Raw genomic sequence first — 15,597 nt, forward strand, 5'->3', positions numbered from 1 at the left:
ACATGGATGCCGACGTGATCGTCGTGGGCGCGGGCCCGGTGGGCCTGTTCCTCGCGGCGGAGCTCAAGCTGGCGGGCGCCGAGCCCCTGGTCCTGGAGCGGCTGGAAACCCCTTCCGAAGAACCGAAGTCACGCGGTCTGGGCGCGCTGGCGACCGAAGCGCTCCGGCGGCGCGGCCTCGGCGACCAGCTCGCCGAGGCCGACGTCGAAGGCACGAAAGACCTCGCCCGCGACCACGGCAGCACCCGAGGCCACTTCGCGAACATCTTCAAGATCACCCCGGACACCGGGAGACCGCGGACCAACATCTGGCAACCCGAGCTGGAACGCGTCCTCGCGAAGCACGCCGCGGGCATCCAAGTGCTGCGGGGGCAGGAAGTCACCGCGCTGGAATCCGATGTGGACGGTGTCACGATAACCGCCGGCAAGACCTGGCGTGCCCGGTACGTGGTCGGCTGCGACGGTGGCCACAGCACCGTCCGCAGGCTGGCCGGCTTCGCCTTCCCCGGCACGCCCGCGCTGCTGCGCACGATCGCCGGGCAGGCACGGTTCGCCGGGGACGTCCCGCCGGCCGGACGGTACCCCGGCGGCACGTTCCTCCACGGCGGCAGCATGGTCGGGATCACCGAACCCGCGGCGGGCCCGGAGCCGGTCACCGCGGCCGAGTTCGCCGCGAGCATCCGGCGGATCACCGGCGCGGACGTCGTCGTCGAGGAGTTCCGGGAGGAACGGCGGTTCGGCGACCAGGCCAGGCAGGCCGCCGACTACCGCCGCGGCCGCGTCTTCCTCGCCGGCGACGCCGCGCACGTACACTCGCCGAGCGGCGGTCAGGGCCTCAACCTCGGCATTCCCGACGCGGCGAACCTCGGCTGGAAGCTCGGCGCCGTCCTCCGCGGCGACAAGCCCGAAGCGTTCCTCGACACGTACACGCGCGAAAGGCACCCAGCCGGCGAAGCGGTGCTGCGCAACACGCGCGCACAGTCGGCGTTGCTGGCGCCCGGCCCGCACGTCGACGCGCTGCGGGAGATCGTCGGCGAAGTGCTGGACCTCCCGGAGGCGAACCGGTACTTCGCGGACCTCCTGTCCGGCGTCCGTGAGCGCTACGAATTCCCTTACGCTGCACCGGCACCGGCCGGCGAGCACTGTCCGGACCTCGAACTCGTCGACGGCACCGGCCGCACGTCCCGGCTGCACGAACACACTCGCACCGGCCGCGGCCTCCTGCTGACGGCGGAGCACCGGGCCGATCCGCGCGTCGACGTCGTCCCTGTGACGAACACCGGTCCGCTGTTACTCCGGCCCGACGGCATCATCGCCTGGGCCGGCGAAGGCCCGCTCGAGGTCGCCCTGGACACCTGGTTCTAGATCGGCTATGAGCAGGGGCCGGAAACCGCCTCGGAATGACTCGTGAATTTCCTCCACAGCCACCGATTCCTCGGCAAATCACGATCCTGGCGCCGGATCACGTGAAGCTGACGCAGGGGTCTCGCTTTCTGGTCAGGTCTCGATACGCTGCGCACTTGACAAATCACATGCCGAAACACAGGGAGGGACGGCATGGGTGAAGATTCACGTGCGCGCGGACTGGACAACACGGACAGATCGCTGATCGCCCTGCTGCAACAAGACGGCCGGGCCTCGTTCACCGCGCTCGCCAAGGCGGTCGGGCTTTCCGAAGGAGCCGTCCGCCAGCGGGTGCAACGGCTCCTGCGCGACGACCTCATGCAGATCGTCGCGGTGACCGACCCGGCCAACGTCGATCTCACGAGGCAGGCGATGGTCGGGATCAGCGTCGACGGCGCTGATCCGCGCGCGGTCGCCGACAAGCTGTCCGAACTGCCGAACGTGCACTACGTCGTGTTGTGCGCCGGGCGCTACGACCTGCTGGCCGAACTCGTCTGCCGGGACGACGACCACATGCTCGAAGTGCTGGGCGAGGAGATCCGCAAGATCGACGGCGTGTCCGGGACCGAGCTGTTCGTCTACCTCAAGCTGGCCAAGCAGAACTACGCCTGGGGCCGGCTCACGGCGTAGCCCGTCGTGAGTGAGAAACAGCGTTAGAACACTGTTTCTCACTCACGAGCCGCTACAGGAACCGCCGATGGCCGGCCCGCGCGGGCACGCCCGCTTCGGCGAGCCCGGCCAGCGCCGCCGGGAGCGGATCCCGGTGCAGCACCCCGAGGCGCTGCGTGGCGCGGGTGAGCGCGACGTACAGCTCGGCCGCGCCGCGGGCGCCGTCGGCCAGGATGCGCCCGGGTTCGACGACGAGAACGGCGTCGAACTCCAGGCCCTTGGTCGCCGACGCCGGCACCGTGCCCGGCACGCCGGGCGGGCCGATGACGACGCTGGTGCCTTCGCGGCCGGCCTCGTCCCGGGCGAAATCGTCGATGGCGGCCGGCAGATCGCCGTCCGCGACGTGCCGGGACCACGGCCGGATCCCGCACGCGCGCACGGATTCCGGCGGCCGCGCGGCCGGCGCGAACTCCGCGAGCAGCGCGCCGGCGACGGTCATGATCTCCGCCGGGGTCCGGTAGTTCACGGTCAGCTCCCGGTACACCCACCGGTCGGCGACGTACGGCGCCAGCACCGATCCCCACGCCGTCGCCCCGGCCGCGCTGCGGCGTTGCGCCAGGTCGCCGACGATCGTGAACGAGCGGCTCGGACACCGCCGCATCAGCGCCTGCCAGTCCATTTCGGACAGTTCCTGCGCCTCGTCGACGACGACGTGCCCGTACGTCCAGTCGCGGTCCTCGGCCGCACGCTCGGCGAGGTCGCGGGTGTCGCGCTCGGCGAACCGGCCGGCCAGGTCCTCGGCGTAGAGCAGGTCGGTGGCGACCAGGCCGAGGTCCTCGTCCTGTTCCTCGCGGTCCAGCTTGATGAGGTCCATGACGCCTTCGGCGTACTCCGCGTCCTCCTCCGCCTGACGGCGGGCCGCGGCCCGTTCGGCGGAGTCGTCCCGGCCGAGCAGGCCGGCCAGCTCGTCGAGCAGCGGCACGTCCGACACCGTCCAGGCCGCGCCGTCCGCGCGGAACAGCGCCGGATCGGCGCCGGCGGCCTCGAGCCGGCGGGGTGACATGTACAACGGAGCCAGCAGCGTCTCCGGCGTCAGCTCCGGCCACAAAGCGGCGAGCGCGGTGTCGAGATCTTCGTGTTCGGCCAGCTCGTCGAGGACGTCGGTGCGCAGGTCGGCCCACGCCCCGCGGTCCTCCCGGGTCAGCCAGCCCTCGCCGATCTCCGCCACGGCCCGCTCGGCCAGGATCGCCACGACCTGCTCGCGGAAGACCGCGCGGGCCTCGTTGTGCGGCAGCCCGGACCGGCGGGCTTCGAGCCGGGCCTCGTCCACGATGCCGGCGTCGAGCGCCACGGTGACGTCGGCCAGCTCGACCGGCACCGGTTCCTCGGGCACCTGCTGCCGGTCGGCGACCGCCGCGGTCAGCACGTCGAGGATCTTCAGCGATCCCTTGAGCTTCGCCACCGCCGGCTCGTCTTCGGCGGTGACCCGCAGGCCGGGGACGAGGCCGCCGGTGGTCAGGAAGACGACGTCCGACTCGCCGAGCGAGGGCAGCACGCGGCCGATGTGCTCGAGGAACAGCGGGCTCGGGCCGACCACCAGCACGCCGCTGCGCGACATCCGTTCGCGCTGCGTGTAGAGGAGGTACGCGACGCGGTGCAGCGCGACGGCGGTCTTCCCGGTGCCCGGCCCGCCCTCGACGACCAGCACCCCGGAATGGCCGAGCCGGATGATCTCGTCCTGCTCGGCCTGGATCGTCGCGACGATGTCCCGCATGCCGTCGCCACGCGGTGCGTTGACGGCCGCGAGCAGCGCCGCGTCCCCGCGTTCGCCGGCACCGGGACGGCCGAGGATTTCGTCGGTGAAATCGACGACCTTTCGCCCCAGCGTGTGGAACTGACGGCGGCGGCGCATGTTTTCCGGCGTCGCCGCGGTGGCGACGTAGAACGGCCGCGCCGCCGGCGCCCGCCAATCCAGCAGAAGGGGCTCGTAGTCGTTTTCGCCGTCGAAGAGACCGATCCGGCCGATGTACTCCGTTTCGCCCGAAAGGGCGTCCAAGCGGCCGAAGCACAGCCCGTTGTCGGCGACGTTCAACCGGACCGTCTCCCGGGCCCGGATGCGCACGTCCGCGTCCCGCTCCACCAGCGTGGTCCCCGGTTCCCCGAGTGCGGAGCGGTAGCGGGCGCGCGCCTCGTCACGTTCGCGGTCGAGACGCGCGTACAGCTCGCTGATGTACGCGCGCTCGGCTCGCAATTCCTCGTCGTACCCCTGGTTTGACAAATTCCCCTCACAGCGGCTAGACTGAAGCTACATTCGATGGGTCTTCCTGTTTGTCTCGGACGGCACGTCGATTTTTTATTGTCCACCCGCTGTCAAGACCCCTATCCGAGCATGAATTCCCGCGTGCTCAGCGGCCGGTCCACCACGCGCACGTCACCCAGCAGCCCGGCGAAGCTGCGGTCGACCTTCCCGTCGTAAGACGACGCGCCGACCAGCCACGAGCCGCCCGGGTTCGCGAGCCCGACCGCCGGCGTGGCCGGGTTCCGCACCACCGGGCAGCCGTCGACGTACACCGTCGTGCGCCGGCCGTCGTTGACCACCGCGACGTGCCACCACTTCTCGACCGGCAGCTCGTGGCCCCAGTTCGTCGAGATCCGGTCCTGGTTCAGCGGGAACACCGCCCACTGCAGTTCCCCACCGTCCGAAAGGGACAGTGTGGCGGCCGACTCTTTCGGGTCGTCGCCGGTCTTGCCCGCGGCGGCGCCGCTGCCCTGCCGGGCGAACAGGCCGCACCAGCCGTGGTGGCCGTCCTTGAAGTTGTCCGGCAGCCAGAAGAACGCCTCGACGGTGTAGCCGCGCTCGAACTTCAGCTTGTTTATCGGCGCCTGGTCGACCGTGCGCAGGTACGCGCCGCGGCTCGGGTCGCGCCCGCCGTCGAACCGCAGGCTGCCCCGCGACGGCTGCCGCGGCGAGAACGTCCGGACGTCGACGACGCCGCGCGCGAGGTCGAACTGGTAGAGCCGGACCATCGCGCTGCCGCCGTAGTAGCAGTCCTGGTAGTTCGCGAGGTGGACGGGGACGTCGTGGCCGGCGGCGTTCTTGCGGACCGTGCGCCCGGTCGGCCAGTAGTGGCCGTTGAGCGTCAGGAAGATCTGGTCGTTGCCGTCGACCAGCTCCTTCCAGACGAGCTCGCCGAACGTCGAGAACTGGGCCTGGTGGTCGTCGTCGGCCCAGACCAGGGCCGCCAGTCCAGGGCGAGCAACAGCCACTCGCGGCCACCGCCGCGGAAGACGTGGTAAGTGTTGTAGCCGTCCTTGGACGCGCCCTTGAACGTCGGCGAGTTGCGCTGGCGCCGCGGGCCGAAAGCGTCGAGGTACGGCGACGGGCCGCGCTGGTCGTCCTTCGAGCCGTCGATGTCGTGGTTGCCGGCGAGGGTGCTGTACGGGAACCGGCGGCGGTCGAGGGCCTGGAACGACTTGCTGATGCGCGAGAACTCGTCCACGCGGCCGTTCTGCGTCAGATCTCCGAGGTGGGCGAGGAAGACAACGTTGTCGTCCGACTCGTCGAGGACGTAGCGCAGCGAGGCGTCCAGCGGGGCCGCGTCGCCGCGGTCCTCGTCGAACAGGTATTGCGTGTCCGGCATGACCACGAGCGTGAAGCGCGGATCTTCGGCGTCGGGGCGGTGGTAGCCCGGCGCTTCGGCGGCGTTGGCGGGCGCGCCGAGGGCGACGGCCGGCAGGGTCGCCGCGGCGGCGGCGCCCGCGCCCAGGAGGAAGGTCCGGCGAGAGGTGTCAGTCACGCGCCGGAAGCTACGGGCGCCGCCCGACCGCCCCGGCAACTGCCGACGAACTCGAAATGAACAGCGGTACTGTGCCCGCATGAGTGGACCGCGGGTCTTCCGGCTGATCCAGCCCGTCGACGACATCGAAATCGCGGACGCGTTCTACCGCCAGGTCCTCGGCCACCCCGGCGAGCGGATCGCGGTCAACCGGCACTACTTCACCTGCGGCGCAGTGGTGCTCGCCTGCGTCGAGGCGCCGCTCGAACACCGCGAACCGCGGCCGCAGCGGGACCCGCGGATCGTCTACCTCGCGGTCGACGACGTCGACGAGACGTTCCAGCGGGTGCGTGCCGCCGGGCCGCGCTGGATGGACGAAACGATCGAAACCCAGTTCTGGGGCGAACGGTCCTTCTACGCGGACGACCCGTTCGGCAACCCGCTCTGCTTCGTCCAGGAGGACACGCTCTACTTGGGCGGTCCCGTCGGCTGATCGCCGTTCTCCGGGTTCAGCCGCAGCGGCATGACGAACCAGAGGATCCCGAAGAGCAGCACGCACAACACGGCCATGACGATCATGGCGATCTCGCCGTAGACCACCTTCGCGATCAGCGCGACCGTCGACGTGATCGCCAGGGCCAAGCAGACCAGGCCGACCAGCACCAGCTTGTTGCCGACGGTCAGGATCCGCTCCCGGCTGCCCGTGCGGAACAGCAGCCGGTGCCACGCCGCGGGCGCGGTCAGCAGCGCCGTCGCCGCCACCGCGAGCGCCACCGCGGACAGGTGCAGCGACTTCTCGAACCCGCTGGCGTCGTGGAACCGGTCGGTGAACACGACCGAAAGCAGGAAGCCGAAGAGGATCTGCACGCCGGCCTGGGCGACGCGCAGCTCCTGCAGCAGCTCGCCGACGTTGCGGGTCAGCTGCTCGTTGCGGGTCTCGCCGGTGTGTTCCGCCACGGAAAAACGATACTTGGACTCTCTGGCGTCCACCCGCTGGGAAACGAAGGTTGCGTTCCGCTCAGGAGTGCGGACTTTCGGTGGCGGCCAGCAGTCGCTGCCCGAGAGCGCGGGCGGCCTGCCGCACTTCGGGACACCGCACGATCCGGAAGGGCGCCGGGATCCGGGCGAGCTGCTCGGCGTACCACGCGGGATTGCTGGTGCTGCCGGTCAAGCGGGTCGTCTCGTCGTCGACGCGCTCGAGCCGCCCGACGGCGCGCGGCAGGCACGGGCCCACCCGCTCGAGGGGCGCGTCGATGACGACCTCGACGTCGTACTCCCAGCCGACGGCGAGGTGGTCCTCGACCACGGCGACCGGGTCGAGGTCCCGCGGTGGCTCGAAGGTGTCGTCCAGGATGTCGACGCCGCGGACCCGGTCGATCCGGTACGCCCGGCGCACGCCCTTCGGATGCTTGCGGCACAGCAGGTACCAGCGGCCGTGGCGGACGACGACGGCCCACGGGTCGACGTCGCCGGTCCACTCGCCGCCGGCCTCCGAGCGATAGCCGAGCCGGATGCGCCGGTGCTCGGCGCAGGCGTGCACGAGGGCGGCGGTGGTGTCGGGGTCGGGCCGCGCGGCGGCGGCGTCCGGCGCGGGCGCGGCGGTCCGCCGGACGGCCTCGGCCTGCGCGGCGACCGGCTCGGGGAGGGCCTGCACGATCTTGCCGAGCGCGCCGCCGACCAGCGTGGCGGGATCGCCGGCGTCGTGGTGGCCGTCGAGCACGGCCATGACCAGGCCGAGGGCCTCGGCGGGGCTGAACGTCAGCGGGGGCAGCCGCAGGCCGCGCCCGACCCGGTAGCCGCCGTAGGGCCCGCGGACGGAGACGACCGGGATGCCGGCCTCGCGCAGGATGCCGACGTAGCGCCGGGCGGCGCGTTCGGAAACGCCGAGCTTGCCGGCGAGCCGGTCGGCCGTGATGCCCGGACCTGCTTGGAGGAGCTCGAGGGTGCGCAAGGCCCGCGCCGTCGGGCTCGTGTCGTCCGCCATGGGAATCCTCGATTCCGGAAGTGGATCGTCCGGAATGGATCCTAGGCTCCGCGGCCATGACCGACTCCTACGCGCCGTTCGTGGTGGACGGCGACGAGATCGCGACCCTGCTCAGCTCGCTCGACCGCATCCGGCGCACCTTCGCCTGGAAGTGCGGGGGCCTGGACGCCGATCAGCTCCGCGCCACGACGGCGGCGAGCACGATGACGCTGGGCGGCCTGCTCAAGCACCTCGCCTTCGTCGAGGCCGACTGGTTCGCCGTCAAGCTGCGCGGCGAGCCGATCGGACCGCCGTGGGATGCCGCCGAACCCGGCTCGGAGTGGGAGACGGCGGCCGGCGACCGCCCGGCCGAGCTGTACGCCCTCTGGGATTCCGCGGTCGCCCGGTCACGCGCGATGGTCGCCGCCGCCCTGGCCGAGGGTGACGCCGGCCGGCCGGGCAGCTTCACCTGGCCCGACGGGCGAACCCCCAACCTGCGGCGGATCATCGCGGACATGATCGAGGAGTACGCGCGCCACACCGGCCACGCCGACCTGCTCCGCGAAGCCGTGGACGGCCTGGTGGGCGAGGACGCGCCGGCGTGACGGCGGCCGAAGACGTCACCGTCGTCCCCGCCAACGAGGCCTCGTGGGACGACGTCGCCGCGGTCTTCGGGACCGCCGACTACCCGGGCCGCTGCCAGTGCCAGCGGTTCAAGGTCGCCGGCTGGATCTGGCGCGACTCCACGCAGGAGCAGCGCACCGCCATGCTGCGGACCCAGACCGCCTGCGGCGAGCCGGGCGCCCCCACGAGCGGGCTCGTGGCCTACGTCGGCGGCGAACCGGCCGGCTGGGTCGCCGTCGAGCCGCGGACCGCCTACCCCAAGCTGCGCGGCACGCGCGTCCCGTGGACCGGCCGCGGCGAGGACAAGGACGACGACGGCGTCTGGGCGGTGACCTGCTTCGCCGTCCGCAAGGGCTTCCGCGGCCGCGGCCTCACCTACCCGCTCGCCCGCGCCACGATCGGCTTCGCCCGCGAACGCGGGGCCCGCGCGCTCGAGGCGTATCCGATGATCACCCAGCCGGGCAAGGAGATCACGTGGGGCGAGCTGCACGTGGGCGCGCGCCAGGTGTTCGCCGACGCGGGCTTCGAGGAGGTCAGCCATCCCACTCCGCGGCGCGTCGTCATGCGCGTCGAATTGTCTACAGTGGACTGAACTCGGAACCCCCAGGAACGCTCGGGCACCACGCGGATGCGGTCGGAGTAGCCGGCGTCTCGAACCCGATGGCGGCGTAGGACGGTCCGGACTTACCCCTGGTCGTCGGTCTTGTGATCCAGGTAACCACAGGGCACCGACAATTCTCCGGCGTCAGCGGGAAGCGACGAGCCGGGCGTACCGCGTCCCGGCCGCGAGCAGGACCAGCCCCGCGCCGAGGAACGCACCGACCCGCGCCAGGCCGTCCAGCGCCGCCAGGTCGAACAGCACCAGCTTGAGCACCGCGGCGCCGACCAGGACCAGCCCGCTCACGCGCAGCCCGACGACGCCGATCCCGCGCAGCAGCAGCACGAGCGCCGCGATCGTCCAGGACACCGTGATCAGCGCGTGGCCGAGGAGGAAGCCGGTGCGGCCGGGGACGGCCAGCAGCGACCCGCACAGCACGACCCCGGCGGCGCCGTAGAGCGCGGAAACCCCGGCGACGAGCCAGATCGGCAGGTCGTCGGCCGGCCCGCGGAAGACCGCCAGCCGCACCGCCGCCCACGGCAGCGCCACCGAAACCGCGAGGAGCAGCAAGGCGACCGCGAGCGCGCCGGCGACGTCGCCGGCCGGCCGGATCCGGTGCACCATCAGCAAAGCGGGCGTGACGTCGAAGAACACGCCGATCAGGCCGCCGATCGTCGCGAAGCCGAGCGCGGCCCCGAGCGCGAACTTGTTGCGCCCGCCGACCGCGGCCACCACGAGCAGCAGCGCCTCGCCGAGCAGCACCGCCGCGCGGGCCGCGCCGTCGAACTGCGTGACGGTCGCCTGCAGGATCGCCAGCAGCCCGGCGAGCCCGGCCAGCTGCCCGGCGAGCCCCGGCCACCAGCGGCGCGTCGCCCAGACGGCCAGGAGGACGACGCCGGCGCCGGCCGCGACGGGCACGGCCTGGACCTTGGGCAGGAGCAGGGCCGCGACCAGCGTCGGCACGACCGCCGTCGCCAGCACGGACAGCGCGGCGGGGTCGTTTTCGCGGCGGCGCAGCACGATCAGCGCGAGCACGACACCGACGGCACCCGCGCCGAGCGCCGCGGCGGTGTTAGCCCGGCTGTCGTGCGCCACCGCGGTGCTGATGACGGAGGCGAACAGCGGCGGCACGCCGGCGGCGAGCGTCAGCGACGACCAGTCGCGGCGCAGCTGCACCGGCGCCGTCGCGAGCTGGACCATCAGCAGGAAGGCGACGAGCTCGGCGGTGAACCCGCGGGTGATCATCGGCGCGCACACCACGCAGCCCACGACGACGACGGAAGCCAGCAGCGGCGACTCCCAGCGCAGCGCCACGAGCAGCCCGCCGACGGCGATCGCCAGGCCCGCGGCGAGCCCGGCGAGCACCGGCAGGAAGTCGTAGAGCGACGTCGCGGCGACGGCGTCCAGGTAGAGCGTCGCGATGCCGGTCCACGCGAGGGCGAACGCCCCGGTGCGGCCGGCGGGCTTGCGGTGCAGCCAGACGCCGGCACCGGTCAGCGCGAGCCCGAAGGCGGCGCCGACGAGCACGCGCGGCAGCGGCCCGAGCCAGCCCCGCTGGACGGCCAGCACCAGCAGCAGGACGACGCCGAGCAGCGTCACGGCCCCGCCGACCCAGGCCAGGACCCGGCTGCCCGCGCCCTCCTTGCCGAGCTTTTCGCCGAGCGTCTGACGCGGCGGGGCGGGCAGGTAAGGCGAGGGCGGCGGGACGTAGTGCTGCTGGGGCGGCTGCCAGGGGTTGTGCGGCCACGGCGGCGGCATCTGCTGCTGCGGCGGCTGGGGCCAGGGCTGCTGCTGCGCTTGCGGTGGCTGCGGCGGCGTCTGGTGCGGCTGGGGTTGGGGCTGCTCAGCCTGCTGGGGCTGCTCAGCCGGTTTCGGCTGTTCGGCGCGCACGGACCGGAGTTCGGAGCCCACCACGGCGAGACGACGCCCCAGGTCGTCGATCTCGCCGGCGAGCCGGAGGAGCACATCTGCCTCGGTGGTCATACCGGACAGAGTCACCCACAAGGGGCCTCCGGCGGATCCGTAGCACTACTCAACCGTGCTGAGTACCCGGTCCATGGTCGTCATGATCGAGACGGTTTCGTCGAGCGGCATGAGCGCGCTCTCCGTCTCGCCGGCGGCCAGCAGCCGCGCCACTTCGTCGGCCTGGTGCCGCAGGCCACGGCCCTCGTCGAGGTACTCGAAGCGGCTTCGCTCGCCTTCGCGCGGGATGAGCGTGAAGGACGCGGGCGCGTAGAACGGGCCGTCGATCTCGATGCGTCCAGCGGTGCCGACGATCGAGGCCGTGGTCGGCGAAACCGCGCTCAACGTGCAGCTCAGCACGGCCTGCGCCCCGCTCGCGTAGCCGAACAGCATCGACGTCTGAGCGTCGACGCCGGTGAACGCCGGGGTCACCATGGCGACGACGCGGTCGGGCGTGCCGAGGACCATCGACGCGAACGAAACCGGGTAGATGCCCAGGTCGAGCAGGGCGCCACCGCCGAGCTCGGGGGCGAACAGCCGGAAGGCGGGATCTTCGGCGAACCACTGGCCGTGGTCGGCGGTGACGGTGACGACGTCGCCGAGGCTCGGCAGCAGCTCGCGGACGTGCCGGATGTGCGGCAGGAAGCGCGTCCACATGGCTTCCATGAGGAAGAGATCGCGTTCACGGGCGAGCGCGACCAGGTCACGCGCCTCTTCGGCGTTCATCGTGAACGGCTTCTCGACCAGCACGGGCTTGCCGGCCTCGAGCGCGAGCCGCGCGTTGCCGTGGTGCAGGGGGTGCGGGGTGGCGACGTAGACGATGTCGACGTCGGGGTCGTTCGCGAGGGCTTCGTAGCTGCCGTGCCGGGTGGGGATGCCCCGCTGCTCGGCGAAGGCGTCGGCACTCTCGGCCGTGCGCGACCCGACCGCGGCGACAACGCCGGAGTCGGTGAGCTTGAGGTCTTCCGCGAAGGCGCCGGCGATGCCGCCGGTCCCCATGATTCCCCAGCGCAGGGGCTTGTCGGTCATGCCCGAACCCTACGGGCAACCGGCGGCGGCAAAAGCACGGTGGAGGTCCGCCGCGCGGTCGGGCACGGTGGGGGTTCCCGAGTCGAGCGGAGGCTCGCCGTGCCCCGTCGCCGTGTTCCCGAACGCGCCACGCCCGTCGGCGCCGGCCGGATCTTCCTGCCGGTGATGCTGGTCGTCTTCGGCCTGGGCACGCTGGTGCTCCTGATCGCCGCGATCAGGGTGCTGGCGGGCGGCCTCACCCACGGCGGCGAGCCGTCGCCGTGGTTCGTCCTCTCGGTGTTCGCGACGGCGATCCAGCTGGTGGCGGTCGTCGCGCTCGGCTTCCGCCGTCGGTGGGGCGCGCAGGTGCTCGCGGCGGCATTCGTGGCGAGCGTGCTGCTGGACTTCACGTCGACGACCGGGGCGAGCACCGGGCTGATCCTGGTCAAGATCATCGTGGCCGGCCTCCTGGCCACGGCGATCCTGGTCCGCTGGGACGACCTCGTCGCTTGACCGCCCCTGGTCGACGTGATCGACACCACAAGCGACAATGGAGGACGTGACCGCCACCCTGAGCAAGCCCGCCCTGAAGATCGGCCCCTACCAGGTCGATCCTCCCGTCGTGCTCGCTCCGATGGCCGGCATCACCAACGTCGCCTTCCGGCAGCTGTGCGCCGAGTACGGCGCCGGCATCTACGTGTGCGAAATGATCACCGCCCGCGCCGTCGTCGAACGGCACCCCGGCACCATGCACATGATGACCTTCGGCGCCGACGAAAAGCCCCGGTCCATGCAGCTCTACGGCGTCGACCCGAAGACCATGGCCGAAGCCGTGCGGATCATCGTCGGCGAGGGGCTCGCGGACCACGTCGACTCCAACTTCGGTTGTCCCGTCGCGAAGGTGACTCGCAAGGGCGGCGGGGCGGCGCTGCCGTACAAGCGGAAGCTGTTCGAAGCGATCGTCCGGGAGTCGGCTCGCGCGGCGGGGGACGTGCCGTTCACGGTCAAGTTCCGCATCGGCATCGACGACGACCACCGCACGTTCCTCGACGCCGGCCGCATCGCCGAAGCCGAGGGCGCGGCCGCCGTCAGCCTGCACGCGCGCACCGCCGCCCAGCGCTACTCCGGCCAGGCCGACTGGACCAAGATCGCAGAGCTGAAGGAAGCCGTCACCAGCATCCCGGTGCTCGGCAACGGCGACATCTTCAGCGCCGCCGACGCGCTGCGCATGGTCGACGAGACCGGCTGCGACGGCGTCGTCGTCGGCCGCGGCTGCCTCGGGCGGCCGTGGCTGTTCGGCGAGCTCGAAGCCGCCTTCGCCGGACGCGAGCTGCCCACGCCGCCGAACCTGGGCGAGGTGTCGCGCGTCCTGCGCCGGCACGCCGAGCTGCTCATCGAGCACGACGGCGCCACCAAGGCCCTGCGCGACCTGCGCAAGCACATGGCCTGGTACTTCATGAACTTCCCGGTCGGCTCCGAGCTGCGCCGCGGCTTCGCGATGGTGTCCAGCCTGACCGAACTCGACGACCTGATCGGCCGCCTCGACCACGACGCCCCGTTCCCCGACAACGCCGACGGCCCACGCGGACGTCAGGGCTCACCGGGCAAGGTCACGCTGCCGCACGGCTGGCTGAACGACCCGGACGACGACTGCGTTCCGGAGGCGGAAGACATGCACTCCGGCGGCTGAGCTGCAGAAGACTGAAGCCGAACAGCAGCACCCCCAGCGGGACGTGCACGACCGTCACGTGCGCGATGCCCAGCGCCACCTGCGCCAGCACCAGCCCGAGGAACACGGTCGCGGAGACGATCGGCCGGGGTGGGCCACCGCCCGGCCGCCACGCCAGGACCGCGGCCACCACGTGCACCACCGCCACGACGAAGATCGTGTACGCCGAAGCGCTGTGCAGCGAATGCCCGTTCGGCGTGGTCAACAGCAGGCCGGCGGTGACCGGTGCGAGGAACACGGCCAAGGTCTGCAGGCCGATCGTGATGCGCAGGAAAGTCGCCATACCCGTACGACGACGGGGCCGTGCCGAACGTGAGGTCGTGACAACTGTCATCCCCCGATCGTGGCGCCTGACCGCGCCGGACGACGTCCCCGAGGCGGAAGACACGCACTCCGGCGACTGAGCACGATTCGGTGTCGGCCCGGCACCCGTCGTAACAGAACACCCCATTTCCCGGACTTCGGGCTGCGACCTCAGCCGTTCGCCCAAGCCGGAGGAAAGCCATGGCCTCGTTTCGCGTCGGAACCGACAAGATCGAGGAGACCGTGCTCACGATCTTCTTGGCGGCGTGCGTTCTGCTCGCCGCCTTGAAGGACATTTTCCCGGTTCTCGACAAGGGGCTCACATCCGCGATGTTCGCGGCGCTTTTCTTCCTGCTGCGTCAGGTCCGCGACACCCGGCTCGCGGTCGGGCAGATCGGCCACACCGAGATCTTCCTGGCCACCGATGAAGAGTTCTACCGTTCGCTGAAGAACGCAGTCCAGCGTGCGGAAAGGGAAGTACGGGCCACCTATTTCCGTACGGTGCCGCCGAGCCGGCTCACCAGCCGGGAGTCTGCAGCCTATTTTCAGGAGATTCTCGCTTTCGCCCGGAAGAAGGGCACCGTGCGACGACTCATCGGGGTGTCGAACGACGCCATCGCCGACTGGTGCGCAGAGCAGGCCGATCAGGTGGCCAAGCACCCGCGCTACCACGTTCGCGTGATCGACACACGGTGCCAGCCGGTGGAGCCGATGAGCGTCTGCATCGTCGATGACGACGTGATGTACATGGCGTTCTCCGGATCGACCGACAACCAGTTGGGTGGCATCCGCGAAGACGCACCCAAGCTGGTGAGCTTCCACCAGAGCCGGTTCGAACAGCTCTGGGCCGACGCCACCGATCTCGCGGAGTTCGCCGCACTGAGGCCGTGACAGTTGTCAGGGCCAAGTCGTGGCGAATCGCATCTCTGTGAAACCCCGCGCCGCGACAAGCTTTCAGCATGACGAACAACAACGGCCTCGGTTCCCTGATCCAGACGCTCGGCGTGGAGATCGCCGTCCCGCTCGGCGTCTACTACGGACTCCACTCGCTCGGCGCGAGCGACTTCACCGCGCTCGCCCTCTCCGGGGTCTTCCCGCTCGCCCGGACGCTGTTCCAGTTCGCCAAGCACCGCACCCTCAACGGACTCGCGCTCGTCGTCCTCGTGACCAACGTCGTCGGGATGCTGCTGACCTTCGTCTCCGGGGACGCCCGCATGATGATCGCCAAGGACTCGATCGGGAGCGGGATCACCGGGGTCGTCATCCTGATCTCCGCGTTCACCGCGCAGCCGATCATGACGAAGGCCCTGCGCCCGTTCCTCACGCACGGCAAGGCCGACCACGAAGCCGCGTGGGACCGCCTGCGGAACAACGGAAGGTTCGCCACCGTGCTGCGCCGCAGCAGCTTCATCTGGGGTGTCGGGTTCGTGGTCGAGAGCGCCGCCCGCGTGATCGGCGCCTTCACGCTGCCCATCGCGACCATGGTGTGGCTGAGCACGGTCATCTTCGTCGGCTCGTTCGCGGTGATCATGCTGATCGCCGGCGCGGCTGCCAAGGAAGCCGGCGAGATGGTGGCCTGGGAAGCCGAAGCCGACGTCAAGCAGCTCGTCGCCGCTTGACCA

General features: G+C 71.2%; 15 protein-coding genes and 1 pseudogene. 9 read left to right on the forward strand and 7 right to left on the reverse strand.

Going from position 1 to position 15,597, the window contains the following annotated elements:
• Window positions 1-2: 2 nt before the first annotated feature.
• Together AB0M59_RS07700 and AB0M59_RS07705 are read left to right on the forward strand one after the other, a co-directional pair.
• The gene (locus tag AB0M59_RS07700) at window positions 3-1,364 is read left to right on the forward strand and encodes an FAD-dependent monooxygenase (RefSeq protein ID WP_364610340.1); all 1,362 of its coding nucleotides are present in this window, start codon (window positions 3-5) and stop codon (window positions 1,362-1,364) included.
• Between the two features lie 192 nt (window positions 1,365-1,556).
• A complete protein-coding gene (locus tag AB0M59_RS07705) occupies window positions 1,557-2,033 on the forward strand; it encodes an Lrp/AsnC family transcriptional regulator (RefSeq protein ID WP_285477324.1) in 477 nt (158 codons plus the stop codon).
• A 52-nt stretch (window positions 2,034-2,085) separates the two neighbouring features.
• On the opposite strand, the gene helR is transcribed toward AB0M59_RS07705, so the two are convergent.
• Entirely contained in the window at window positions 2,086-4,290 is a 2,205-nt protein-coding gene (gene helR, locus AB0M59_RS07710) for an RNA polymerase recycling motor ATPase HelR (protein WP_364610343.1), read from the reverse strand.
• A gap of 101 nt (window positions 4,291-4,391) precedes the next feature.
• A pseudogene (locus AB0M59_RS07715) lies at window positions 4,392-5,809 on the reverse strand (LamG-like jellyroll fold domain-containing protein).
• Between the two features lie 79 nt (window positions 5,810-5,888).
• Between AB0M59_RS07715 and AB0M59_RS07720 the strand changes: the two are divergent.
• Complete coding sequence (locus AB0M59_RS07720) at window positions 5,889-6,281, forward strand: VOC family protein (RefSeq protein ID WP_364610346.1); 393 nt, start codon at window positions 5,889-5,891, stop codon at window positions 6,279-6,281.
• Here the strand turns inward: AB0M59_RS07720 and AB0M59_RS07725 are convergent.
• Window positions 6,257-6,745: a DUF6328 family protein gene (locus AB0M59_RS07725; protein ID WP_364610349.1), complete on the reverse strand. Its 489-nt coding sequence runs from the start codon at window positions 6,743-6,745 to the stop codon at window positions 6,257-6,259. The two genes, AB0M59_RS07720 and AB0M59_RS07725, sit on opposite strands and share 25 nt — an antisense overlap.
• A gap of 61 nt (window positions 6,746-6,806) precedes the next feature.
• Complete coding sequence (locus tag AB0M59_RS07730; RefSeq protein WP_364610352.1) at window positions 6,807-7,772, reverse strand: WYL domain-containing protein; 966 nt, start codon at window positions 7,770-7,772, stop codon at window positions 6,807-6,809.
• Window positions 7,773-7,828: 56 nt separating this feature from the next.
• On the opposite strand from AB0M59_RS07730, the gene AB0M59_RS07735 reads away from it, so the two are divergent.
• Window positions 7,829-8,356: a DinB family protein gene (locus tag AB0M59_RS07735; protein ID WP_364610355.1), complete on the forward strand. Its 528-nt coding sequence runs from the start codon at window positions 7,829-7,831 to the stop codon at window positions 8,354-8,356.
• Window positions 8,353-8,967, forward strand: a complete 615-nt coding sequence (locus tag AB0M59_RS07740) for a GNAT family N-acetyltransferase (RefSeq protein WP_364610358.1) — start codon at window positions 8,353-8,355, stop codon at window positions 8,965-8,967. The genes AB0M59_RS07735 and AB0M59_RS07740 overlap by 4 nt, the downstream gene beginning before the upstream one ends.
• Before the next feature lie 153 nt (window positions 8,968-9,120).
• Here the strand turns inward: AB0M59_RS07740 and AB0M59_RS07745 are convergent, their stop codons facing one another.
• Together AB0M59_RS07745 and AB0M59_RS07750 are read right to left on the reverse strand one after the other, a co-directional pair.
• On the reverse strand, window positions 9,121-10,956 hold the full coding sequence (locus tag AB0M59_RS07745) for a DUF2339 domain-containing protein (protein ID WP_364610361.1): 1,836 nt from the start codon (window positions 10,954-10,956) through the stop codon (window positions 9,121-9,123).
• A gap of 45 nt (window positions 10,957-11,001) precedes the next feature.
• On the reverse strand, window positions 11,002-11,964 hold the full coding sequence (locus tag AB0M59_RS07750) for a Gfo/Idh/MocA family oxidoreductase (protein ID WP_364610364.1): 963 nt from the start codon (window positions 11,962-11,964) through the stop codon (window positions 11,002-11,004).
• Between the two features lie 99 nt (window positions 11,965-12,063).
• Here AB0M59_RS07750 and AB0M59_RS07755 point away from each other — a divergent pair, with 99 nt between their 5' ends.
• Together AB0M59_RS07755 and dusB are read left to right on the forward strand one after the other, a co-directional pair.
• Window positions 12,064-12,456 (forward strand): hypothetical protein, encoded by a 393-nt coding sequence (locus tag AB0M59_RS07755; protein ID WP_364610367.1) that lies wholly within the window; start codon window positions 12,064-12,066, stop codon window positions 12,454-12,456.
• Window positions 12,457-12,493: 37 nt separating this feature from the next.
• On the forward strand, window positions 12,494-13,633 hold the full coding sequence (dusB, locus tag AB0M59_RS07760; protein WP_364610370.1) for a tRNA dihydrouridine synthase DusB: 1,140 nt from the start codon (window positions 12,494-12,496) through the stop codon (window positions 13,631-13,633).
• Here dusB and AB0M59_RS07765 read toward each other — a convergent pair.
• Window positions 13,554-13,955, reverse strand: a complete 402-nt coding sequence (locus AB0M59_RS07765; protein WP_364610373.1) for a hypothetical protein — start codon at window positions 13,953-13,955, stop codon at window positions 13,554-13,556. The two genes, dusB and AB0M59_RS07765, sit on opposite strands and share 80 nt — an antisense overlap.
• A 221-nt stretch (window positions 13,956-14,176) precedes the next feature.
• On the opposite strand from AB0M59_RS07765, the gene AB0M59_RS07770 reads away from it, so the two are divergent.
• Together AB0M59_RS07770 and AB0M59_RS07775 are read left to right on the forward strand one after the other, a co-directional pair.
• A complete protein-coding gene (locus AB0M59_RS07770) occupies window positions 14,177-14,866 on the forward strand; it encodes a hypothetical protein (RefSeq protein ID WP_364610376.1) in 690 nt (229 codons plus the stop codon).
• 68 nt (window positions 14,867-14,934) lie between these two features.
• Window positions 14,935-15,594: a VC0807 family protein gene (locus AB0M59_RS07775; protein ID WP_364610379.1), complete on the forward strand. Its 660-nt coding sequence runs from the start codon at window positions 14,935-14,937 to the stop codon at window positions 15,592-15,594.
• Window positions 15,595-15,597 lie beyond the last annotated feature (3 nt).

This window comes from Amycolatopsis sp. NPDC051371 (genome assembly GCF_040682155.1).
Lineage (GTDB): Bacteria > Actinomycetota > Actinomycetes > Mycobacteriales > Pseudonocardiaceae > Amycolatopsis.